The sequence below is a fragment of the Loktanella sp. F6476L genome, from assembly GCF_023015725.1.
In the GTDB taxonomy this organism is placed as follows: domain Bacteria; phylum Pseudomonadota; class Alphaproteobacteria; order Rhodobacterales; family Rhodobacteraceae; genus Yoonia.
In genome coordinates this window covers 1-22785 of sequence record NZ_JALKAR010000022.1, presented here as the reverse complement: position 1 = coordinate 22785, position 22785 = coordinate 1, and the positions used below count along the sequence as shown (strand labels likewise).

General features: G+C 52.8%; 19 protein-coding genes and 1 pseudogene. 7 read left to right on the top strand and 13 right to left on the bottom strand.

The window, feature by feature from the left end:
* Window positions 1–1591 (bottom strand): family 16 glycosylhydrolase (locus tag MWU61_RS19165; protein ID WP_247130078.1); only part of this gene is annotated, 1591 nt, incomplete at its 3' end.
* A gap of 128 nt (window positions 1592–1719) precedes the next feature.
* The gene (locus tag MWU61_RS19160) at window positions 1720–3195 is read right to left on the bottom strand and encodes a lipopolysaccharide biosynthesis protein (protein WP_247130077.1); all 1476 of its coding nucleotides are present in this window, start codon (window positions 3193–3195) and stop codon (window positions 1720–1722) included.
* A 505-nt stretch (window positions 3196–3700) separates the two neighbouring features.
* Here MWU61_RS19160 and MWU61_RS19155 point away from each other — a divergent pair.
* Window positions 3701–4957 carry a glycosyltransferase family 4 protein gene (locus MWU61_RS19155; protein WP_247130075.1) on the top strand — a complete coding sequence of 419 codons (1257 nt, stop codon included), beginning with the start codon at window positions 3701–3703 and terminating at the stop codon, window positions 4955–4957.
* 7 nt (window positions 4958–4964) lie between these two features.
* Complete coding sequence (locus MWU61_RS19150) at window positions 4965–5714, top strand: class I SAM-dependent methyltransferase (RefSeq protein ID WP_247130074.1); 750 nt, start codon at window positions 4965–4967, stop codon at window positions 5712–5714.
* Window positions 5715–5740: 26 nt separating this feature from the next.
* Here MWU61_RS19150 and MWU61_RS19145 read toward each other — a convergent pair whose 3' ends face one another.
* The 11 genes from MWU61_RS19145 to MWU61_RS19095 form a co-directional block, all read right to left on the bottom strand.
* Window positions 5741–6466, bottom strand: a complete 726-nt coding sequence (locus MWU61_RS19145; RefSeq protein ID WP_247130073.1) for a sulfotransferase family 2 domain-containing protein — start codon at window positions 6464–6466, stop codon at window positions 5741–5743.
* A 176-nt stretch (window positions 6467–6642) separates the two neighbouring features.
* Window positions 6643–7956: a hypothetical protein gene (locus tag MWU61_RS19140; protein ID WP_247130072.1), complete on the bottom strand. Its 1314-nt coding sequence runs from the start codon at window positions 7954–7956 to the stop codon at window positions 6643–6645.
* 360 nt (window positions 7957–8316) lie between these two features.
* Window positions 8317–9312: a lysylphosphatidylglycerol synthase transmembrane domain-containing protein gene (locus MWU61_RS19135; RefSeq protein ID WP_247130071.1), complete on the bottom strand. Its 996-nt coding sequence runs from the start codon at window positions 9310–9312 to the stop codon at window positions 8317–8319.
* Window positions 9309–10073: an acyltransferase gene (locus MWU61_RS19910; RefSeq protein ID WP_247130070.1), complete on the bottom strand. Its 765-nt coding sequence runs from the start codon at window positions 10071–10073 to the stop codon at window positions 9309–9311. Before MWU61_RS19910 ends, MWU61_RS19135 begins: the two co-directional genes overlap by 4 nt.
* Entirely contained in the window at window positions 10070–10858 is a 789-nt protein-coding gene (locus MWU61_RS19820; RefSeq protein ID WP_281502268.1) for an acyltransferase, read from the bottom strand. Before MWU61_RS19820 ends, MWU61_RS19910 begins: the two co-directional genes overlap by 4 nt.
* Window positions 10855–11592, bottom strand: a complete 738-nt coding sequence (locus MWU61_RS19120; protein ID WP_247130069.1) for a class I SAM-dependent methyltransferase — start codon at window positions 11590–11592, stop codon at window positions 10855–10857. Before MWU61_RS19120 ends, MWU61_RS19820 begins: the two co-directional genes overlap by 4 nt.
* Window positions 11589–12617: an NAD-dependent epimerase/dehydratase family protein gene (locus MWU61_RS19115; protein WP_247130068.1), complete on the bottom strand. Its 1029-nt coding sequence runs from the start codon at window positions 12615–12617 to the stop codon at window positions 11589–11591. Before MWU61_RS19115 ends, MWU61_RS19120 begins: the two co-directional genes overlap by 4 nt.
* 559 nt (window positions 12618–13176) lie before the next feature.
* Window positions 13177–13839, bottom strand: coding sequence for a sugar transferase (locus MWU61_RS19110; protein ID WP_247130066.1), 663 nt, complete (start codon window positions 13837–13839; stop codon window positions 13177–13179).
* Between the two features lie 620 nt (window positions 13840–14459).
* Window positions 14460–15500, bottom strand: coding sequence for a GSU2403 family nucleotidyltransferase fold protein (locus tag MWU61_RS19105; protein WP_247130065.1), 1041 nt, complete (start codon window positions 15498–15500; stop codon window positions 14460–14462).
* 177 nt (window positions 15501–15677) lie between these two features.
* A complete protein-coding gene (locus MWU61_RS19100; RefSeq protein WP_247130064.1) occupies window positions 15678–17114 on the bottom strand; it encodes a nicotinate phosphoribosyltransferase in 1437 nt (478 codons plus the stop codon).
* Between the two features lie 94 nt (window positions 17115–17208).
* Window positions 17209–18309: an NUDIX domain-containing protein gene (locus MWU61_RS19095; RefSeq protein WP_247130063.1), complete on the bottom strand. Its 1101-nt coding sequence runs from the start codon at window positions 18307–18309 to the stop codon at window positions 17209–17211.
* 260 nt (window positions 18310–18569) lie between these two features.
* Between MWU61_RS19095 and MWU61_RS19090 the strand changes: the two genes are divergently transcribed.
* The 5 genes and pseudogenes from MWU61_RS19090 to MWU61_RS19070 all read left to right on the top strand — a co-directional run.
* Complete coding sequence (locus MWU61_RS19090; protein ID WP_247130062.1) at window positions 18570–20180, top strand: glycoside hydrolase family 43 protein; 1611 nt, start codon at window positions 18570–18572, stop codon at window positions 20178–20180.
* A 330-nt stretch (window positions 20181–20510) separates the two neighbouring features.
* A complete protein-coding gene (locus MWU61_RS19085; protein WP_247130061.1) occupies window positions 20511–21506 on the top strand; it encodes a hypothetical protein in 996 nt (331 codons plus the stop codon).
* Complete coding sequence (locus MWU61_RS19080; RefSeq protein WP_247130060.1) at window positions 21499–21972, top strand: hypothetical protein; 474 nt, start codon at window positions 21499–21501, stop codon at window positions 21970–21972. The genes MWU61_RS19085 and MWU61_RS19080 overlap by 8 nt, the downstream gene beginning before the upstream one ends.
* Window positions 21973–22022: 50 nt before the next feature.
* Window positions 22023–22580 (top strand): annotated as a pseudogene (locus MWU61_RS19075) (integrase core domain-containing protein); the annotation flags it as partial.
* 27 nt (window positions 22581–22607) lie between these two features.
* On the top strand, window positions 22608–22785 hold a 178-nt coding region (locus MWU61_RS19070; protein WP_247130079.1), incomplete at its 3' end, for a TRAP transporter large permease subunit.

Sequence of the window (22785 nt, the reverse complement as noted above, 5' to 3'; positions counted from 1 at the left end):
CCAGACCTGTGGCTGTCAGCGTCACAGCTGCAACTTCGGTGGCATCAATCGCCAGATCGGGTGCCGTGATCCCAAGATTGCCGTCTTCATCCGCAGATGTATCCGGTGCAAAATCAAGCAGCAAAGCAGGCCCGTTGAGTGTTGTTGTGTTGCCTTCTGCGTCTGTTGCGGTGACGCGGGTTGTGGCTGTGCCGTCGGCCAGAGCGCTGACGTCGAGCGTGGCTGTGCCGTCTGCGGCCAGCGGGGCTGAAACAGACCCGCCCGCCCCGTCAAGGATCGTCACCGTTGCGGTGGCGTCAGCATCAAGACCGGTCAGATCAAGCGTCACGGCGGTCTCTTCGCCCGGTGCAATTGTGGCATCGGTCATGCCAGCACCCAAAGCCAGCGCCATGTTCCCATCGTCATCCGCAGATCCCGGAGGAGGCCCCGCCACCAACCGCAACGTCCCCGCTGCAACCGAAATCTCAGCCGGCGTAACATCACGTAGTTCTACGAGCGGGAGCAATCCCATGTCAGGCACTTCAATATTGATTTTGGTCCCGCGCGAGCTGACCAAAACCGTAATTGCAGCTTCTGCGGCCGCAGCATCCCAGCCATAAGCTGCGGAAATCGCAGAGATATCGATCACATCACCTTCAGATGGGGTGAAATCATCGATGCGGTCCCGCCAGTCCCCAAGCGAAGCGACGTCCCACTGAAAAACATCCGCACCTGTACCACCACCAAGAACATCTTGGCCCTCACCACCGTCCAGCACGTCATTTCCGCCATGCCCCATGATCCAGTCCCGGCCCGTACCGCCATAGACGAAGTCGTCGGTGTCTCCGCCCTGCAATCCATCGTCACCGCCATAGCCGTGCATGATCGTAGGCATAAATGGAACGGCTTTCAGTCGATCTTTTCCTTCAGTGCCCTCAACCGGGGCCAAAACAGGCGTATAACTGACGGAATCGTAGCGTGCCGTGCCGGTGGCGTCTGGTGCAACAGGCCCGTGCCAATTTTCCAAATCGGCACCGCCGCTCCAGATGTTCATGAACATTTTCATGCCTTCGTCTGGAATCGGGACAGGCGCAGTCGCCGCCGCAACATTGAAAATCAGCGCATCATCGACGTACCAAGAGATGCCGTCGGGCATCCAATCAATGCGATATGCATGGAGTTCAGCCGCCGCATCAAACCCTAGGTCGACGACAACAGTCTGTGTCGCGCCGAGCCGTTGATCATCGTAGTAATAGTTGAGGTGAATTTGCGTCGTGTCATCACCCAAGAATTCAATGTCGATTTCGTTGTGCTGTGAACCGCCGAAGAACGTATTGTTATATAGAAAAAAAGACGACACGACGCCGGAGGTATCCGATGGTGCCATGACAATTTCATAAGAGCCGTAGCCAAAGAATTGCTGCGACTGCAACTCGGCTCCGGTAAAATCTTTTGTACCGGAATCGGCGCCGTCGAAATTCAGGCTCACTTCACCTTGGGACAGCTGTAAGTAATCGGCATTCCATGCAGTGTGGTTCCAGCTGGCATCGACAGAAAAGTCGGAAACAGACCAAAAATTGGAATCCAGCGAATCTAGAGTGTCTATGAACACAACTTACCTCCTAAAGGCGTTTACAAAAATATATTAGTCTTAAAGAAATCGAAAAAATTAGACTCACATGATACTTTTGGTTTCGCAATACGGCAAGTTTTACGGATCCGTATAGACGGCTAACAATTTCAGGTTGAATCTTTAACTTGCGCGACGGTGCCTTCGTCTTTGCGAAATAATGCGATTGCACCTCGCAATTCGCTTAATTGGGGCAGTGCAGCAAGCACCCAACCAATTACCGCCATTCCAATAGCGAGAACAAACAAAAATACGGCAGTTTGGTTTTCAAGCGAAGAAACGAGCATTGCTAATATCAGCCAAATGAAAATGCCTGATAGAACCGGCCAAGCAATTGCACCTAATGCTTTTTTTCGCGAAAATGGGGCTATTCGTCCGGCGTACCACCATAACCGTGGCGTATAGATTATTGCGAAGAGTGACAGCGCAAACGCCAGAGCATTAATGCCGAATGGCACCGAAATTGCGATCGTCGCGATCTGCAGGATTGCGCGTTCGGTTGCCATCCGCAATCTCAGCGTCGTCTGCCCCGCCGCGAGAAAGGCCATACCTGCCATCGATGTCGTCGATTCGATCGCAAAAGCTGGTGCTGCCAGCGCGAAGATAAGCGCAACGTTCCCCCACCGATCGGTCAGCAAGAGTGGAATCAATTCGGGCGCAAACCCAGCAAGACAGAACATACCCGGTACAATGACTAAAGCAAGCAGGCGGAGTGCCGCGAGGTAGAGGGCACCAATGCCTGCAGGGTCCGAGGATCGCCGCGCCATCCGCACAAACACGACCTGTGAAGCCGGTCCGGCCAGACCGAGTTCGGGCAATCGCAGCAACCGCAGTGCCATCGAATAAAGCCCAAGCGGCCCCGCACCCAACACAAAACCAAGCATCATGATTGGCGCCTGTCGCTGCAGTGTAAACACGAGCGAAGTTCCGACCGTATCGCGCGCAAACCGCAGGTGCCCCCTGAGCCACTTGGGTCTGAGCCGTAGCCGCGGACGAAACGGGCTTGCGATCACTGCGCCGATGGTAAGTGTTGTGAAGAGCACGATTTGCTGCATGACAAGGCTCCACGCCCCGAAACCGTTCGTCGCAAGCCCAATTGCAGCACCAAGGCTGAGTATGACGGAAACGATACGTAAGCCACCCAACAACACGAAGCGATCGTCGCGCTCTAGTGCCGCATTGAAGACAGCCGAAAGCGATTGGATCATGGGAATAATAGAAAGGACCCGTATCAACTCGGTCAGACCGGGCATCGCAAACAGTGCCTCCCACAGCGGTGCGGTCATGAATAGAACGGCGCTCAGCAAAGTGCCGATTCCAGCCAACAGCCAAAACACGCTATCCCATTCTTCCGCGACATAATCGGGTCGCCGTACCAAGGATTTACCTAGGCCCCCGTCGCTTAGCAATTGGGCCAGAACGACTATGCCCATAGCCAGCGCCACAGCGCCAAATTCGGATGTCGTGAGATAGCGCGCAATAATCGGCAGAATCAGTATTTGGGCGACAATCGACAAAACCCGACCACCCGCCATGGCGCTGACGTTCGCAAAGAATGTAGGCCGTGAAGCTGATTTTCGCTTCAAATTAACATGTCCTAAACTGATGCAGGCGCAAAATTACAAAGTCAAAACAATGGGCTTTAGACGGACCATGCAGGCCTAAATCCGCTGCTTGATCTGCACAGATTGGCGCTAACCCTGCATCGATATTCTGCATTCTTTTCTCCGCTCAGGCTATCCATCCAGCATCGCCGACATGCCTAAACTGCGCAATGGTTTGATTAAAAACAATACAATACCTGAAAAGATTCAATCGAATTAGTGCATATTTTTTGATCATGAATGAAGCAGCTGATAGCCTAGATCATGTTTTTCTTGCCGTAATGCCCCGAACGCGCAATAATCATGTTGGGCAAGTTATTGTCGCCCACGTATTATTTTTTGAGCGAGTGACTTTTAGCATGATGTCCCTGCGACACGTGAGCGGCCAATTTTTCTGGCCCAAGAATCAATCCATATGCACATGCCATTCAGAGCATTTGTATTCAGGATATTTCGGCTCGATTGCTACTCTTTCGAGGGGGTTTTGATGGATGTACTGATACTTGCGCCACAGCCCTTTTTCATCGAACGCGGAACGCCTATTGCCGTGCGCAATTTAGCGACCGCATTGGCCAAGCAAGGCCACCACATTGATTTACTAGTGTTCCCCGGCGGAAAGCAGTTGGATATCAACGGCGTCGATGTTCATCGCATTCCTCATTTGGGTTTCCTCTCAGACATTGGCCCTGGGTTTTCCATTCGGAAACTAATTGCCGATATCGTCATGCTGCCAAAAGCTGCCACTCTAATCAGGCGGGGACGGCACGATCTTGTGATTGCTGTCGAAGAGTCGGCATATATTGCGCTGGTCCTACGCCGCTTTTTTGGTGTTCCTTATATCTGCGATATCGACAGCTCTATTCCAGAGCAGTTAGGTGACAAATTCAATTTACCGAGTTGGCTTGTACGGCTATTCGAACGCGCCGAAGGCCGCGCTGCCCGCGGAGCAATTGGCGCGATCACCTGTTGCCGTGCGCTTGCCGATATTACGCGCGCCCATGCGCCCGACCTTCCCATCCAAACACTCGAAGACATTCCGCTAACCGATGACGCCCCGTCCTTGCCGGTGCCCGAGGATTGTCAGTTTGATGTTCCAGTCATCATGTATGTCGGAAATTTGGAAGCTTATCAGGGCGTGGATCTGTTGTTAGACGGCTTTGCCGCCGCAGTTGCGAAGGGTGCTATCGCACAGCTAGTCATTATCGGCGGAGCGCCGGCGCATATATCCGCGCTACGCGAACGTGCCCAAAAACTAGGCATAACCGCGCAAGTTTCGATCCTTGGCCCCCGTCCTGTCGCGCAAATTGGACGGTATCTCGCGCAGGCAACCATCGTGGCGTCGCCGCGCACCAAAGGCCGCAATACGCCGATGAAAGTTTACAGCTATCTCGATTCGGGTCGCCCCCTATTGGCGACGCGGTTACCGACGCACACGCAGGTACTGGACGACGATATTGCAATGTTGGTCGACCCCGACGCGGCCAGCATGGCCCGCGGGATCACTGCTTTGATTGACGATCCGTCACTGCGGTCGCGGCTCGCAAATGCTGCACAAATCAGGGTGCAAAGCGAATTCAGTCGTCCTGCATTTGAACGCAAGTTATCGCGCTTTATGACCGAAAAAATTATGCCTCAGATTGGCATGGCACAACCAAACACCCGTCGGAACTTTGAACCACGTCCCGCCACCCCGGATTTGCATCGCGACACATGGGAGAAACCTTCAATTGAAAACAATAAATAAGATTGGCATGCAAGCCGTCACGCAATTGGCGTCCCGCATGTCGCAATATCGTCGTGAACGCGTAATCAAAGAATTTGTCGAAAAGTCTCGTCCGGCCGGTGAACAGCAATCCTACGAATGTTCTCTTTGCGGATATAAGGGACATTTCGATCCCATATTCGGTTCTAATGCGATCCGCTTTGATGGCCAGTGCCCTGACTGCCATTCCCGAGAACGACATCGATTTATCAAGAACTGGCTCGACGGGTCGGCACCCCAGCGCGGCTTTGGAAGCTTTTTGCATTTTGCGCCAGAGGCTTGTCTAGAAACAGAATTGCGTGCGCGCAGTACGCAGTATCGGACTGCGGATATTACGCCGGGCCGCGCTGATTTGGTGTTGGACATGGAGAATATTGAACTGCCAGACGCGTCAGTGGACACCGTAATGGCGAACCATGTGCTAGAACATGTGAACGATAGCAAAGCGCTGCCCGAACTGCGGCGCATTCTACGCCCTGGTGGTCTAGCGATGCTGACAACTCCAGTCGTCCATTCGTGGCCCGAGAGCTATGAAGATGCGTCAATTATGACTCCAGACGCGCGACATCGCCACTTTGGGCAGGCGGACCATGTTCTGTTCTTCGGGAGTGATATCGAAGACCGCATTCGCGCGGCAGGATTTGATCTGGAATTGGTCGTCGCCGATGGTGCTCAGGCCGCGCGTTATGCCCTGACACGGGGCGACACAATCTATCTGGCGCGACGTCCAGCTGGCTAAAAAACAGAGCCACATGAAGTGTCGCGTCAGGCGATCGCGCCAACCGGTAATTCGTGCCACCCCGCCGGAGCGTTGAGGTGATCCGGAATCACATGTGCCGATGTGCTGCTTTCCGAATACCCGAAGGTTTCGATATCAAGACTGTAGGCCTCGCGGACCATATCATACGTCTTGTCATCGTAATACGACCGCCAGTCACGTTTGCGCTTGGATGCATTCACGTGGGGTAGGCTTTCCGTAAGTCCAAGTTCCGCACATATCCGGGTGAAATCATCGTTCAATGCTTCAAATCGCCCGATATATTGCACCAAACGCTTCCCGGTTTTGTCATAGATGAATGAACATTGCAGACGCGTGTCATTTTCACACTTGTGCCGGATGTATGTTTCGAAATCACCAAAACCAAGCACCTGATCATGATGGGGGTGTGCCGATGATTGACGTGCGTAAGAATATTCCGACACCTGCCAATCCCAAGGATTGCGCACGAAGGCAAATTTAGTCGCAGCATCAAACAAATGGGTTGGCATCACATCACGGATTTGTTCAGCGGTCATGTGTTGGCGGTTCACCAACGCCGCACGCCAATCCATGACAGGCCGTGCGGCGACCGGAAATATCTGAACAGATTTACGAATATAGCGATTGCGTTGATATATAGGACAATATTTGCGCAGCGCTGCCATGACCGACTCTCCGCCGGTTTTGTATATATGGACGTAAATAAACTGATGCGACGGCGAATAGAGCATGGCAGACAATCCTGCATATATTTGTAAAATAGTTGAATCTTCGAAATGATTACGCGGCGTACAAAAAATCTTACGGCTAATGAAGGTCAGCCAAATCGAAACCTATCTGTGATAGTAACGGTTGATGAAATATTTTCTACTCTTTCCGAGTAGCAAATCGCAAACAACCAAACAGGTTAATAATATAAGTCAGGGACGCCTTCACATTGCGGCGTTTTTAGTAAAACCGTCTGCCAGTGAACCGCGACAAGCATGCCTGCAGCTATAACATCGAAAGAAACATCCTGCGCCGCAGCGGCACGACGAAATGGTTCACCAATACGCTCTCCTTGCCAGACATTATTAACCGTGATCATCACGCCGGACTGCACGCAGCCTAATAGCATTTCCAAACCCGCCTCTCCCCTGACGGCATAGCGCCCCGTGCGCGGATCAAGTCCAAAGATAGCGTTCGGATCGAATTCGGCTTCCCATCCCGCTTGCTGACGGACATCAATGTTATAGCCACCGGTTTCCACTACCATGTGCAATTCGTGAGTAGTGGCTACGAAAATGTCGTCATCCAATGATGCCAGCAGGTCGGACACGCCCGAGAAATCTTGTCGAAATCGTGCGTCATACCCGCCCCCCAATGCCATTTTTGCTGAAGATATCACAAAACCATTCGACGCCATAAGGAAGCCAGTGCAGCCCAACATTGCAACCGAAGATAAATATGGGCGGCAAACCCGCATAATCTGCACCGCCGCCATTCCCCAGATCACAAAAAAGAACGGCATCGCGCCGGAAATATATCTATCCGCTTTCATCGCCCCAAACGACTGCACCACCAGCACCGTGCTAAAGACAGCAACGCAATACCAAGTCAGCCGTGCATTCAGGCGTAACGCGAATAGGGCAGCCACCGGGAAAAGCGGCCAGAAGGTTTCATAGGCGCGACGCAGGCTGTTGTGGTAGTACGCGGCATAATCACGCGTTGCGATCGCGTGATCAGGTGAAAACCGGTATAACGCCCAGGCCTGATCAAGCGCGCCGGTCGGCCAAACAGTCACGAGCGCAACCACGATCAGAACGAGACTACCGATCCCCCAGACCCAGCGTCTGGATGGATGCAATCGCAACAGCACATGCCCGACCAAAAAAACGACAATTCCACCACAGGCAACGAATGTCGTAATCTGTAAGGCCATCGCTGCCCCTAAAAATCCAATTGCAGCAATGGCCTGAACCCACCGCAGCGGTCCTTGTTCTATGACAGCGGCATAAACCGAGACTGCACCGGCAAAGAAGAGCAAGACATGAAGCGAGTAGAACCGCAGCAACTGCGATTCCAAGATGCCTTGAGGCCACAAAATAGCGAAGGCTGTTGCAATGACTGCAGCGGTTTCACCCACATGCGCACGAACCCACCAGAACAATACCAAAGGTAAAAGCAGCCCGGGAAGCAGCGAAACAAGGCGCGCTGCAAACAGACTATTCTGACCCGTCACGTCAAGAAATCGTGCAACAGCTAATGTATAGGCCGACGCCCGCGTGTAACTGCCATCAAGGATGCGCAGTTCGCCAGTTTCCGGCCACCCAAGTGCTGGGATATAGTGATAAAATTCGTCAAATTCGGCAGGGGCTCCCAGCAGACCCACCCGTGTCACCAATGCCGCCAGAATAATCCCGATCGAAATCCAAACCCGCCGCATATTGCCCCTGTTGGTCAAATCATCTGATCCAGCAAGCATTTCGTGCGATCTCGTCAACCTTTCTTCAAGCTCTGACATGCGCATTCTCATTGTGACGTCGCAATGCTTCCAAAGGTTGCGCGTGGTGGTATCGTTGGATTGGTGAGCCTTTACACATCATAATCTGACCGCCGCATGCTTTGATCGTTTGCGCCGCAGCGAAAAAACGATCCCACCAACGACAGCTTGCAAGAGCACCATGGCAAACGCGATCCAAGCAAGTGAAACAGCAAGTTCTGCCGCCAAACCAAATTGCCCGAACAAAAATATGAAAGCCTGTTCGCGAATACCGATCCCGTTCACCGACGCCGGTATCATCATAAGAAAGAGAGAAACCGGAATGATGGCGAAATAAACTGCGAACGGTAGGTCAATGCCAAGTGATTCACCAATCAACCAGTAGTGAAGCACCACATTGGCCTGAAAGATAACCGAAATTCCGATACAACCATAGATGACGCGCATCCGCGCGGCAAACAGCATTGACGTCTCATTTATCTTTTCGACGATCCCTTTCATCCATCCAAGGCCGCGAAGACGGCTCATCCGTGAAGCCACCGCACGCATCTGACCGCTTAGAAAAATGGCGGTCAACGTGCAAAGGATGCCAGCGACGGCCAGTAGTATCCAGCCAATTCCTGTTTCCGATACCACATCCCAGCCAATCAGCGGCATCGCAATAATGGCCAGAAGTAGCAGACCAAACATTCCCGTCAGCCGTTCAACAAACAGAATGAGGAACGACCTTGTGTAAGATGGCACCCGATCTGAAATATCCAGTGCACGCATCAAATCGCCGCTCATGACGCCCGGAAGAAATGAGTTGAAAAATATACCGATCGTATAGGCGCGGATGAGTTCAATCAGTGGCGCTGCAAACTGTTGCGCACGCAACAAGATCTGCCAACGCCAAGAACACATCAAATAGCCGATAACGTTCAAAGAAAACGCCACAAACAGTAGATATGGGTCCGCTTGTGACACTGCGCTGTGGATATCACCAACGTTTTCAATTTGGATAAATAGCAGATATGCGATCAAACCAAGGCTCACGGCGATCTTGATCATTAACGGCACATAGGTGCGCAGCGTGCTTTTCGTGGTCGCGGTCATGAAGGGGCCGCCTGTCCGTCGGCGGGAATGGGGCCCTCTCCCCGCTTGCGCAAGAAACGTGCCGGGACGCCTGCCATGATGCTCAGGGGCGGAACGTCACGGTTAACCACAGCGCCAGCGGATATAATACTTCCGCGTCCAATTGTGATGCCGTCTAAAACTTTTACACCAGCACCCAGCCAGACATCGTCTTCAATCGTGATACCTTGGCTGTCAATGCCTTGGGCAGTGATCGGGACACTGGGATCTTCAAATCGGTGGTTACCGGCGACGATATGACAATGGCCAGCAATCAGCACATTATTCCCAATTTTAATGCCGCCATGTCCGTTCAGAATGGCAAATGCCCCGATAAAACAATCATCGCCAAGCGTAATATTGCCTTCGTATCCAGTCTCAAAATGAACTGCGTGCATGATTTGGTTACGCGCACCCAATGCCAGCGATGCTTCGCTGCTCTTGATATCGAAAAAGACACGGTCGTCGATCATCGTGCCATCACCCACCGACAAACGGCTGGGGCAGCGCAAGACGATGCCGCGCGAAAATGCAACGCCGCGGCCGCAATCACCAATGAGCAACGGAAAGAATAATCGCCGTAGGGCCAATCCCAATGCGCCCGGTATTGGTGACACAAACATTGTCACTGCTTCGTGCAGGATAAGCCGACCTATTTTTTCGCTGCCCACAACGCGCAAAAGATACTTTTTCAGCGGCCCACCGCTCTGGCGCGTCAACTTCTCGGGCAAATTCGCGGTCACTTGAGCACCTCTGCGCTAGACTTGCGACTGGAGATGTAGCGCGCCGGGATACCGCCGTAGATTTCGTTTGCAGGTACGTCGCCATTGACGACAGCCCCTGCTGCAATGATGGCTCCGTCGCCAATTCGCGCCCCATCAAGGATCCGTGCCCCGGCACCAATCCAGACGTCATTGCCGATCACCACTTCGCCGCGCGTCTCAAGACCCTGTAGGACCATTGGACCAGCATCAAGATCAGTGCGGTAGCGCCCACCTCCGATATAGCATTGACCGGCTATAATGACGTGATCGCCGATCCGTATTCCTGACACTGCGGACAGCGTGGTTTGGCTGCCAATCGAACCACTCTTTCCAATTATCAGGTGGTTTTGTTTCACCACGGCTATCACATCGCGCGCAAGGAGCGTGTTGTCACCTATCGACAATCCCCCTTCTTGTGCGGCACCCCGTGCGTCCAATGTGCAATTATCGTCGATAGCCACACCACAGCCAAGGTTTATACGCGGCGGGCAGCGCAGAATGATATTGCGCCCGAAGTTGACACCCCGACCAGTCTTACCAAACAATCCGGGATACAATGCCTTTCGCAATGCATAGCCAGCAGCTCCAGGAAAGCCTCCCGCCAAAGACGTTGCGAATTCGTATCTCAAAAATGGCCAAAAACCGGGTTTGCCAACAAAGAAGGTTTGGTATTTTGCCAAAGCAGATCCTTCTTCTTGAAGTTGCTCAAGCACTCGGTCCTTGTCCGGCGCGGCATTGGAATTGCTGTTCTCGATTCGAGTCATGGCATGCGATCCGCGCGCAAAACCACCGGCGTCCCCGTGACACGGTCCAATCCAATCGCTCGAAACGCGGCCTCGGTGGTTCGCGAAACAAATGGTGATTTCATGGTCCGGTGGACGACCATCGGCATGACAAATTGCCCCACCTCACCTTTGATGCCAAAACCGCGCACGTTAAGGTGCTTATGCACATCGCGCCTAGCCATTGTTGCGTAGTCGCGGGTGTTCCCTTCTGCCCGCTTCTTCGCCCACAAAAGCGCTGGTTTTGCCAAGTTAGCCCCGCCAGGCAGCGGGAAATCGATGATCACCGCACGCCGCGAGACCCGGGTCATTTCGTCCAAAAGTTGCTGCCAATTGCCAACATGGGCCATCATACGAAAGGCCAGCACCACGTCATAGCTTTTGTCGGCAAAGGGCAATTCCAATAGCGGTCCTACCGTTCGTTCAAGTTCGGGGTGGTCAAGGTCGGCGATCTGACCCCACGCCGCACGACTGCTCGACATGACTGTGACTTTGTGTCCCGCTGCCAATAGCGGACGTGCGGATTGTCCGTGACCTCCGCCGATATCGAGGACAGTCGCATTTGGCATATCCTTGAGAAGATCAAGCAACGCTTCTGTCTGACGTGACAGCAAATATCCCCCCACCGGACCGGCAAAACGCTGAGCATACTTATCGCCTGAAGGGTCCAAGTCGGCATCGGGCGACCCGATATCTGGAATCACAGATGCAGTCATGCTGCACGCTTTGGCTTAGCAGGCGGCAGTTTGCCGGTGTCGCGGTACCACTCTGCAGTTAGACGCAATCCATCAGAAAGGCTCGTCTGCGGCTGAAATCCGATCATTAGTTTGGCTTTATCCACTGAAAATGCGCGGGCTTTTGTGAAGAAGGACACGCGCCGTCGGTGCAGAGGTGGGTCAATGCCAAAAGGCTTACAGATTGCTTCGCAAACAACGGCGGCTGCCATCAGCGGTGCAACGGGCAAATGACCGCGTGGTGGCGCAACATCGAGAACGCGTGCAACTTCGGCGACCAAACGATTGAGAGTGGTATAGTTTTCGTCCCCGATTAGGAAAACTTCACCAATCGCGGCAGGATGTTCGGCTGCTAGAATTAAGCCCTGCACAATGTCGTCGATGTACGTCATATGGTACGCGATGTCACCGTCACCAAACATTCGAAATGTCCCGTTTTCGACAGTGCGAAACAATTTTAGAAATCGCAGATCACCGGGACCATAGATACCAGTTGGGCGGATCACCGAGATGGGCACGCCACGTGCCATAGCTTCGCGCGCAATCTCTTCGCCTTCTAGTTTCGAACGTTGATAAACGTCACCGGGCCGAAACGCTGTTTGTTCGTTAGCGGGAATTTCGCTCACGTCTCCATGAACGCCGCAAGTCGAACAATGGACAATGCGCCTAACTCTGGCGTTTTCAGCGGCGCCGATTAAGTCACGCACAGCGTCTCTATTCACTTGAAAATAGTAATCATCTGGATGACTGGCATCACGGTAGGCAGCTGCGATGTTAAAGAGATGTGTAACGCTTTGCATCGCGTCTTTGATCGCGATTGTATCGGTCAAATCCCCTTGGACTGTCTCGACGCCGTGCCCACGCAAAGAGTGTGCCGCCGCGCCATCTGTTTCTCGGACCATGGCACGGACACAGTAGCCTTGTGCGACCAGCAATTCTGCCAGCCGCCCTCCAGTGAACCCCGTAGCACCTGTGACAAGCGCCAGTTTCTTAGTATCTTCCGCCATGTACTAATTACCTCGGTACAAATAGTCGTAAAATAAATTCATCACGCAGCGCATGATGTTAGGTCTTGATCAAAGCATCAAAATACACGCTTTGAATTATATCTTTACATTCAGATTACCGCAGACGGCCCGATCCGTCGACAATTTCGATAAATTTGCCACTTGCGCCGCCTGGAATATGTTCGCCACGCCACCACGATAATGTCACACCCCTTTTACCTTTTTTACAAAACGCTTTGGAAAGTACATTTGAAACCCTAAGGTCGTGACCATCGAAGCAAACAATAAGACCGACAAAAATCTATCGCCAATTTAGATGGTTGGGTCGCAAAGGCAGGAAAACATGCACTATTGTCGTGTCCTTGGAATTACAGGTTCATTGTTAGTACTGTTTCCATTTCTAGGCCTTAACTTCGGGGGGGCAATTTGGATTTGGCTACTCGCCGCTTGGCTCGTCAGCGGGCCGCTTGTTCTACTTGACTCCTATCTCGCCTTTTCAGCAGATCACCCAGAAACCGACCCCGCCTTGAGTGCCGGACGTCTGCCCAAAGGATCCTGACTAGTAAGCGCCACCCAACCGCAAGTTTACCAACTTACTCGCAGTCGTGTAGATTAGTGAAATATCGGTGCGCAAACTCGCATTGTAGATGTAATCCACATCCTTCATCACCCGAGATACATATGATCCATCCGACCGTTCTGATGTCTGCCACGGACCTGTAAGTCCGGGACGCACCGAAAGATAAGCATTTTTAAAGCCGCCGTAGTGCGCAAGTTCATCTTCAACGATTGGGCGCGGGCCAACGATACTCATATCACCGCATAAAACATTAATGATCTGCGGCAGTTCATCAAGGCTTGATTTACGCAACAGATTTCCAATTCCGGCTACAATTCGAGGATCATGCCGTAATTTCCGTGTCTGTTTCCATTCTCGACGCATTTCAGGGTCAGCGTTAAGTAAATCCTCGAGACGTTGCTCGGCGTCGATCGCCATTGTTCTGAACTTGAGGCAATAAAACGGTACATTGCCTTTCCCGACCCGCTTGTGTGCATAAATGACGGGGCCAGGGCTGACCAGAAAGAGGCAAATTGCGATAAGCAGCATTGATGGCGCAAAGAGAACAAGCATTGTCGCTGCTACAAAAATATCGAATGCGCGCTTAGTTTTAGATTGTGTTGTCCACAAATTGGATGTCTGAGTGAAATCGAAATGATACATTTCCTAACCACCTAAAAAATTTAATAATTGACGGAATTCGGCCCAAAATAAGACCGCGGCGTCATAAAGCTTACTAATAGTTAACATGATTGCCTGAGAGAGCACGGATCGCAAGTTATTTTTAACCGCCTGCTATGAAGGCACAGAATCCCGAATTGTTATGACAAATTTTTAGGCAATAAGACTTTTGTCAAAGCGCGATATGAGAAGCGCTTCGAATCACATCCTTGGCTTGTATTTTTATGCTTTTTGAAACTCATAAGTAGCGATAAGCATTTGGAAATAAAAGTCTAAATAAATGTTATACATTGTTAAACGCGATAACTCCCCCAAATAAAAAAAAGTCGCCCAGCGGACGAATGCAAAAGAAAATTGAGCTCTGACGGCCAGCCATAATGTTTGGATGTTGACCAAGTCTTGCATTGAATGCGCGGCCAAAAATTGCCGAACTCGACCATCAAAGTAGCGACCGTGACATTCGAATCGGCACTTTTTCCGTTAACACCATCGGTGACCGCAAACGCCACAGAGAAACAGAATCGTGTTACACAGAATAGCCCACTTCATTAGTTTGAATGTGGACAAGCCATCGGCAAATAAAACAGCCGTTTGCTAAAGGGTCAAACTTCCACGCCCTTCAGCCCATTCAAAACGCCCGAAACCTTTGGCATCTTCTGCAATGCACTTTCAAGACGCGCGACCCATTTGGGCCCCTCGCTTAATGCCTCTTGATAAGCCTCCCAAAGCGCGTCTGGTCGTTCCTGTGCCAAAACGCTGATTAACAATTCGGCCTGCATCCGGTCTTTGCGGGCTTTGATCGGGCTTGGCCCTTCGGCCCTGCGCTCTGACACGATCAACTTATGAATAGCGTACCGCTGCGGCGACGGGACTTTGACGAGTACGCCGGATCCGTAGTTCAAAACCGCATCGATGGGATCCCTAAGGAGGTAGTTGAGGTGGTTCAGACATTTTGCCGACACCCCCAACGCTGGCAGATACTTGGTGGATTCCTCGCTGCCAAAAGACGGTGCCAGGAACTCGACAACGGCCTCGCCTTTGGTCTGCGTCCATTTCCAGATATGTTCGTTAGGCATCGCGGGGATCGCTTCGAATTTGAGATCCTTGAAGATTTCGCCAGCCTTCGGACTTGTCTGATCCGTCTCGGAAATCGCGACGCTCAGATGTTCAAATCCCGCAATATCAATGTCTTGTGTGTAGGCCCCTTGTTCTACACTTAGCCGGATACCCAGCTCACCCTCATAAGCACGGAACGCGTAAGTGCCTATGATGACACCGCCCAAACGGAAAAACCCTGCCTTTGCCATCGCCGACAAAAGCGACCCGGACGTTTTATCGAGCCGCATAAATCGGTCAGCGGTCATGATCCGCGCCAGCGACGACATCCGTTCCTTACGCGCTTTCGCGTCGTCCTTATGCGCCTTGTAGGACTTCAGCTTTGCGTTCAGTTCTGGGCTGTCTTCGCCCAGAAACCGTTCTTTCGTGTCAGACCCGACCCGGTACCTATCGTACCAATATATGCGGCCATTGCGGATGCGTTGGGTCGGCATACCGCGGATATCGGACAGGCTTTCACTGAGGTGAAGATCAAGTAGGTCGATATAGGCGGAATTCGCCGTCATCGTGTGTTCTTTGATTTCCATTTCCATTGTGTACCACGCATATGTTTATCTGTGTGGTATAATGCTAATCTGTACTATCTCCAAGGTATTCTATACCAATGAGGAAAATTACCACGCATATGTTTATCTGTGTGGCAACGCTGCCTTATCAAATCAGCGGCCCCCGCAGAGGCCGCTGGTCTAGTTCGTCATAGCCACTTAGGCGACGGGCCACGCGGTTGCGCGGATTTGATCGAAGGTTTGCACCTTCTTGATCTCACCGTTCAGGAACACACATTCCAATGCTTCCGCACCCTTTGGTATGTTTGCCGCTCGTCTAGCGACAAACGCGCCTGAATCGGACCGCATCACGCCTTGTTTCCCTTTCTTGGAAGTCTTGCTGCCTTTTGCAGTGATCGGGTCTTTGAACACGTCGTGCCACTTGTCGTCATAGAAAATCGCGGACGCCTTCATCGCGTAACCAAAGCTATCGCGATCAACCTTTTGCAGCAGACCGCCGCCCATCCCGAACGCGATGTTTCCAATCGCCAAGCCGCGATCAATCATCACATCCATGATCTCCAAGATAGAGTCTTTGTTAACACCATCCCCTTGGATCACACGGACCTTTTCAGGCAAAATGCGGTAACCTTGTTTGGTAAGGCTGTACCCGAACTTGGCCATCAGTGCTTCGATTACGTCAGGGACAATCTCTAGCGGATCGCCACTATCGGGCCGCACAACCAGAACACCATCGCGGGCCAAAACGTCGTCTTTCAGCGCACCACCCCAGTAGTCTTTGACCGCGCGCATCAGATCGTAGCTATCACTGACGCAGGCGATGATCCCTTCCGGGTTCTGCAGCAAAAACCGCCGCATCTGGTCCAATTCGCCGTCTTCGCCCGCCGCAGTCATGGTGGAGTGTTCGCTGGCGGGAATAGAAAACCCAGCCATGTCAGCCCCATAGAAATTACGTGCGTAGACCAATCCAGCAATAGTGTCGGTACCCAAAGAACTGACAAGGTGCGCCGCCCCACCGATGCCAGCCGCGTCAAAGCATGTCGCGCCACGTGCACCGAAATCATGCAGCTTGAACTCTGCACCCGCAAGATCACCGTCAGTTAACGCAAGCCGGTCGCGGATACTGTTCATCACAAAGTAAGACAGGCTGGCTACACTTGACGGATACCAAATGGCCCGCAGCAAGCGTGTTTCGAGGTAAGAAACCAACCAATAGCAATTCGGATCAGTGTTCTCTATCCGGATTTGCGGGATGGATACTGGCGCAAGGGTGCCTTCGGGCAAGGCTTCGATCAGGATCGGCAGACGACCATCGTAAGCGTCGATGATATACTGCCAGCCATCTATGAAAATATCGAAACCGTGGGCTTTCAGAAACGGTATCGCTTCATCCAGCATCGCCTGTGTGACAACACGTCCGGCCAGTTTGGCCAGCTCTATCTGCAACCCAAAAAACATAACCTTATCAATCTGGCCCCACGCACGGCGCGGTTCCACATAAGAAGACACGAACTGGGTGCCTTCGGGATACTGGGAGAAGTGGGAAAGCTTGTAACTGTCGGTATCAAACAGAATGTTGTCCACGGCGACGGCATTGGGGAAAAGCGCATTTGCGCCCTTGGGATCGTAAGTCATTGTCCTGTTCCTCCTCGGATTTGGACGGATATGAAACCTGCGGACCTCCCGCAGATTTGGTGTGCAAAGATATGCTCTTTGCGGGCAATGGACCTTAGCTTTGCGCCATCAAAATGGACGAATAAGCAAAGGGTACATCAGGGACGAGGGCTTGGATGATATCAAAGTGATCCTCGAAAATAGTATCTGGTGTGATCTCGGTAATCGGGACCCATCGGGCGTTGGCTGCATCGTCGCCTGCTTTGAGTTTTTCAAGCGACTTGCGATCTTGCAGTTCGAACACAAAGGCCTCGGTACGCACCCAGCCCCGTTCAGACCGGTCAGGGTGATCAAACACACGGCGCGCACGCAATCGTCCCCGCATCGCACCCTTCGGCATGTCCAATCCTGCTTCTTCGTAAAGCTCGCGCAGGCTGGCCTCTTCGGCGGTTTCATCGGGGTCGATATGACCGCCGGGCAACGCCCACAGGCCCTTACCGGGTTCCATCTTGCGTTCAACCATCAAGATGTGGCCGGACTGGATCACGACGGCATCGGCAGTGTTGATCGGAATGGGGTACCCATAAACAGCTTCTGCTTTCGCAATGCGATCCTGATAACTGCGGACGAACGCACCTTCTTTGCGGATTGTCTCGGCTGCATCAGGCATTTGCGCCATCCATTGCTGAACGGCGGCAACCTGCTGGCTGCCAAATCGATCGGCTAAGCCATCCGCGCCTTCGCCAAAGAACAACCCTTCCCTCAAGTCAGTCGCATTTACGACGGCCCCGTTGTGGACCGAAGGTGCCACACCGTTCAATTCCCACGATGGAAACCAGTTCAGGTATTTGGACGACTTATCCTTCTCCAAACCGACCAAGACAATCTTGGTTGCATCGGGGTCCAAACCAGCCTTGCGCATGTGCAATGTCACAGCTGTCCGCACGTTGGTTGTCCAAGCGCGGTCGTTGTACAACGTATCAACCAGCGGCAACGTCGCGACAGGTTTCGCGGCATTTTCTGTGGCGGTACGAATGAACGAAACGCGTTCGTTGTAGGAGAAAGGATTTTTCCAACTGCGGGGGCGATAAGAACTGCCGACCAAAATCAATAGACTGTCGGCTTGCGCCAATGCGCTATCGACGACATCCATGTGACCGATGTGAAATGGTTGGAAACGGCCAATAAACACGGCCAATGTGTGCATCTTGCTCATCTCGCGCGACCTCCGCTGCGATTATTTTGTAGATCAGGACCTCCCTGATCTGTGCCAGACATTAGCAAAACGCGCAGGCGCGGGCAAGTAGAGCGTCATCAATGGTGTTATGCATAGGTTGCATGTCACCACCTGCCGTCGTGCGAAAAGGGCGTTGAAGGTTGACACAAAACGCCCCGTCAACATGATGCGCCGGCATCTATAATCAGCCGATCCCGATCCGCGACGGCGCCCCTGTACACGACTGAAGGACTGACACCATGATCCGTAATCCAATTTTGACGGGCTTTCGCGCCGATCCTTCGATTTGCCGAGTAGGATCGGATTACTACATCGCGGTGTCGACGTTCGAATGGTACCCCGGCGTTGAAATCCACCATTCTACTGATCTTGTGAACTGGCGTCTGGTCGCCCGCCCGTTGAACCGTGCGGCACTTTTGGACATGCGCGGCAACCCTGACAGCTGCGGGATTTGGGCACCGTGTCTGTCGCATGCCGACGGTAAATTCTGGTTGATCTATACAGATGTCAAACGCCTGGATGGGGATTTCAAGGACGCGCACAACTACATCACCGCCTGCGAGACGATCGATGGCGACTGGTGTGACCCATGGTACATCAATTCCTCGGGGTTCGACCCGTCCTTGTTCCACGATGACGACGGGCGCAAATGGTTCGTCAACATGCAGTGGAACCACCGCGGCGCGGGTTCTGGCGTGAACCCAGCGCATGACCGCTTCGACGGGATTTTGTTGCAAGAATGGTCTCCCGATGCCGGACTGACCGGCCCAATCACAAATATCTACGCCGGAACAGATCGGGGCCTGACCGAAGCGCCACACTTATTCAAACGCGCCGGATATTACTACCTAACCACGGCCGAAGGCGGCACAGGCTATGAGCACGCGGTCACCCTGTCACGGTCCCGCGACATCGCTGGTCCCTATGAAGATCACCCCGACAAACACGTCATCACGACGAAACACGCGCCCGATCATCCAATTCAACGCGCCGGTCACGGGCAGATGGTCGAGACGCCAGAGGGCGAAGTGTATCACACATTCCTGATGGGTCGCCCGATGTCCGGTCCAAACGGGACGGGTCAGTTTTGCCCGATGGGTCGCGAAACAGGGATCGAAAAATGTGTCTGGCGCGACGATTGGCTCTACCTCGAACACGGTAGCCAAGTTCCGCGTGAAGAGGTCCCTGCCCCAAAGGGCATCACCGCAACGCCACATGCGCCGCAGGCGATACGCCGTGACTTCGCGGATGGCTTCCTTCCGCCCGAATTCCAATGGCTGCGCACACCGAACCCAGATCGGTTGTTCCGCGTTGAACCGGGTGCCGTGGTCCTGACTGGTCGTGAAAGCTGGGGATCATGGTTCGAACAATCGCTGCTGGCGCGACGGCAGGAACACCACGCTTACACGGCCGAAACGCAGGTCGACTTTGACCCTGACACCTACCAACAGGCAGCGGGTCTGTTCACCTATTACAACCGATGCAAATTCCATGGGCTGATCCTGACCTATGAGAACGGCCAACGTGCATTGCGTGTCGTGTCCTGCGCAGGTGATTGGCCAGACGGGGTGCTGTCATGGATGTCCGACATTATCCCCGTCGCCGACGGGCCGGTCGAGATGCGGGTCGACGTCGATCACGCGTCCCAAAAGTTCCTGTGGCGGCAAGGCGGGGAATGGCAACAGATCGGCGAAACTCTCGACGCGTCAATCATTTCGGATGAAGGAGGGCGCGGCGAACACGCATCATTTACAGGCGCATTCGTCGGGATGCACTGTATCGACACATCAGGCCGCGCACGCGAAGCACGGTTCGATCACTTCGACTACATACCAAACGGTACGACGTGATTGTGCGGGCGGTCTAAGGCCGCCTCCCCTGCCCGCCGAAGCAATTTCGGTCGTGGAACAATCAGCTGGTCGATAGGCAGAACGCGCCTATGTTCTGTGCCTTATGGTGCCCGTCGTGAAATGCACCACGCACTTATCTATCTGTGTGGCAAAACGGTCATCGAAGTGCCAATTGTCTCGCCATAAAGGCCGATCACAGATCTGTCAGCTGCCGCTGGACCAGCGCCTACATCACGCTATTTCGTGACGCGTTAGGCAATGTAAGGGCGGCCAATGTCATCCATCGGAAATAAACTAAGTCCCGCGCTCCTTTTGAGTCTGGGCGCATTTTTGATACTTGTTTTGACCTTCAGTGCGACGCAGGCCTTTGCGCACGTTCGGTGGTTTGTCGACACCAACGTAACGATCGAAAATTTCGTCGCTTACCGCATCACTGACCCCGAGGTTTTGATCTGGATAGCGATGTCCATCATGATCGTGCTTGCGTCCTTCGTGTTGGACACAAAGCTACCAGAGGTCCGCGTCGTCGGCAGCGAAACCCGGCATGATTTCATCGAAATTTTGCGTATCTTCACAGGCATGTCATTGCTGCTGACAGCATATGAAGGCGCGCTGCTGGCACCCCATCTGGTCGCCTATGGGGCCTTCGGGACAAAACTGATTTTCCTGCAGGCCATCATCGGAATTCTATTGATCGCCAACCGTTTTGTGCGCCATGCGGCAATTCTGCTGATCATTCTCCACCTCGGACTGACCATCCAATTTGGCGTCCTCGCTGCACTGGAATATCTCAGCATGGTTGGCATTGCGATCTTCTTGCTGATCAACAACTTGCCAACACGAGAATTGCGCGCACAGTACAAACCGTTTTCGGTGGCAATCATGCGCATCCTTGTCGGGATTTCGCTGATCACGCTCGGGTTGGCCGAAAAACTGTTCGGTGCCATCTTGGCTGAAAGCTTCCTCGCTGCAAACCCATGGAATTTCTTGCCTGCTCTTGGGTTCGAATTCGTGACCGATCGTCTGTTTGCACTATCGGCGGGATTTGTCGAAGTGATCTTCGGGATCATTCTGGTGCTTGGAACAACCACCCGTCTGACAGTTCTTGCCCTGTCTATGGTGCTTTTGACGTCAAATGTCTTGTTCCTGATCGAAGGCAACAACGAAGCAGCGCTGGTCGAATTTGTCGGTCATATGCCCATCATTGGCGTCGCGCTTGTCCTGTTGCTTTTGGGCGCAGGCCAGCGGTGGAAACTCAGAAAGCTGGTGCCTGATTGGCGCAAAAATACAAACTTGAAAACCGTCAGGGTGCCTCACGATGTCTAAGATCTCTTTGCGATTTCCATATCTAATCTACCTCAGCATTGCGTCTGTTCTGATCGGCGTCCTCATCGCGCCACTATTCCGCGATCTTCCCGTGCAGCAGACAGCAGTCGATATGATGGCACACGACATGCAACACGGGATGTTAGAGGTGCCAGCCGTCGGCGCCCCGCAGATCGCAATCGCCGTCACAAAAGACCCTATGAACGGCTGGAATGTGTCAGTGACGACCGACAATTTCCGTTTCACGCCCGAAATGGTGAACAGCGAAAACGTCGAAAATACAGGCCACGCCCACCTTTATGTGGATGGCATCAAAATCGCACGCCTCTACGGGCCGAACTTCCATATCCCTGACTTGCCAGCGGGCGATCACGAAATCTCCGTGAACCTCAGCAGCAATGACCATTCAAACTTCATCGTGAACGGGCAAAGGATCGTAGCGCGCACCATCATCACGCAAGGTTAAACCGCGCCGCGTTTGCTGGAGGTTCCAACTTATGAGTACGATGGAGCATTATGAGCAAGACAACGAACAAGTATTCTCCAGAAGTGCGCGAGCGTGCTGTACGGGTGGTATTGGATGGCGCAGGGCAGCATGAAAGTCGTTGGGTGGCGATTGTGTCGATTTCCTCGAAGATCGGCTGTGCGCCGCAAACACTGAACGAATGAGGCAAGAAGGTCGAGATTGATACCGGCCAACGCGGCGGCATAACGACCGAACAAGCCGAGAAGATGAAGGCCTTGGAACGTGAAGTGCGCGAGTTGAAACAGGCCATTCATCAAAGCGGACCAGCACAAAATAAACGGGTGCATCACTCAAATCGCGGATCGCAATATCTTTCGATCAAAGACACCGAACGGCTGGCAGAGGCGAAGATTGCGCCGTCTGTCGGCAGCGTTGGAAATTCCTATGACAACGCCTTGGCCGAAACGATCAACGGCCTGTTCAAAGCCGAAGTCAATCATCGTCGCGGTCCATGGCGCAGTTTTGAAGCGGTCGAATATGCCACCCTTAAATGGGTTGATTGGTTCAACAACCGGCGTTTGCTGGCGCCAAGCGGGAATATCCCGCCAGGCGAAGACACGATCAAAACGACTGCAATGATTTTCGCTCTGGTCATCGGCGCCGAGATCTTTTCGAACTTCATTAGCTTTGCAGGTTTGCCTGACGCGATCTTGTCATGGGTCACCGCAATGGATGTTGGTCCTTGGACCGTTATGTTCTTTATCATCTTGATGTATCTGGTGCTGGGTGCGGTGCTGGAAAGCCTTTCGATGA

Bases quoted from the DNA above. Each gene is read 5' to 3' on its own strand.
- MWU61_RS19100 (WP_247130064.1), bottom strand. From the start codon at position 17,114: ATGACTTACGATCCCAAGGGCGCAAATGCGCTTTTCCCCAATGCCGTC.
- MWU61_RS19115 (WP_247130068.1), bottom strand. From the start codon at position 12,617: ATGGCGGAAGATACTAAGAAACTGGCGCTTGTCACAGGTGCTACGGGG.
- MWU61_RS19820 (WP_281502268.1), bottom strand. From the start codon at position 10,858: ATGACTCGAATCGAGAACAGCAATTCCAATGCCGCGCCGGACAAGGAC.
- MWU61_RS19080 (WP_247130060.1), top strand. From the start codon at position 21,499: ATGTCTAAGATCTCTTTGCGATTTCCATATCTAATCTACCTCAGCATT.
- MWU61_RS19095 (WP_247130063.1), bottom strand. From the start codon at position 18,309: ATGAGCAAGATGCACACATTGGCCGTGTTTATTGGCCGTTTCCAACCA.
- MWU61_RS19105 (WP_247130065.1), bottom strand. From the start codon at position 15,500: ATGGAAATCAAAGAACACACGATGACGGCGAATTCCGCCTATATCGAC.
- MWU61_RS19155 (WP_247130075.1), top strand. From the start codon at position 3,701: ATGGATGTACTGATACTTGCGCCACAGCCCTTTTTCATCGAACGCGGA.
- MWU61_RS19110 (WP_247130066.1), bottom strand. From the start codon at position 13,839: ATGTATCATTTCGATTTCACTCAGACATCCAATTTGTGGACAACACAA.
- MWU61_RS19120 (WP_247130069.1), bottom strand. From the start codon at position 11,592: ATGACTGCATCTGTGATTCCAGATATCGGGTCGCCCGATGCCGACTTG.
- MWU61_RS19135 (WP_247130071.1), bottom strand. From the start codon at position 9,312: ATGACCGCGACCACGAAAAGCACGCTGCGCACCTATGTGCCGTTAATG.
- MWU61_RS19145 (WP_247130073.1), bottom strand. From the start codon at position 6,466: ATGCTCTATTCGCCGTCGCATCAGTTTATTTACGTCCATATATACAAA.
- MWU61_RS19090 (WP_247130062.1), top strand. From the start codon at position 18,570: ATGATCCGTAATCCAATTTTGACGGGCTTTCGCGCCGATCCTTCGATT.
- MWU61_RS19150 (WP_247130074.1), top strand. From the start codon at position 4,965: ATGCAAGCCGTCACGCAATTGGCGTCCCGCATGTCGCAATATCGTCGT.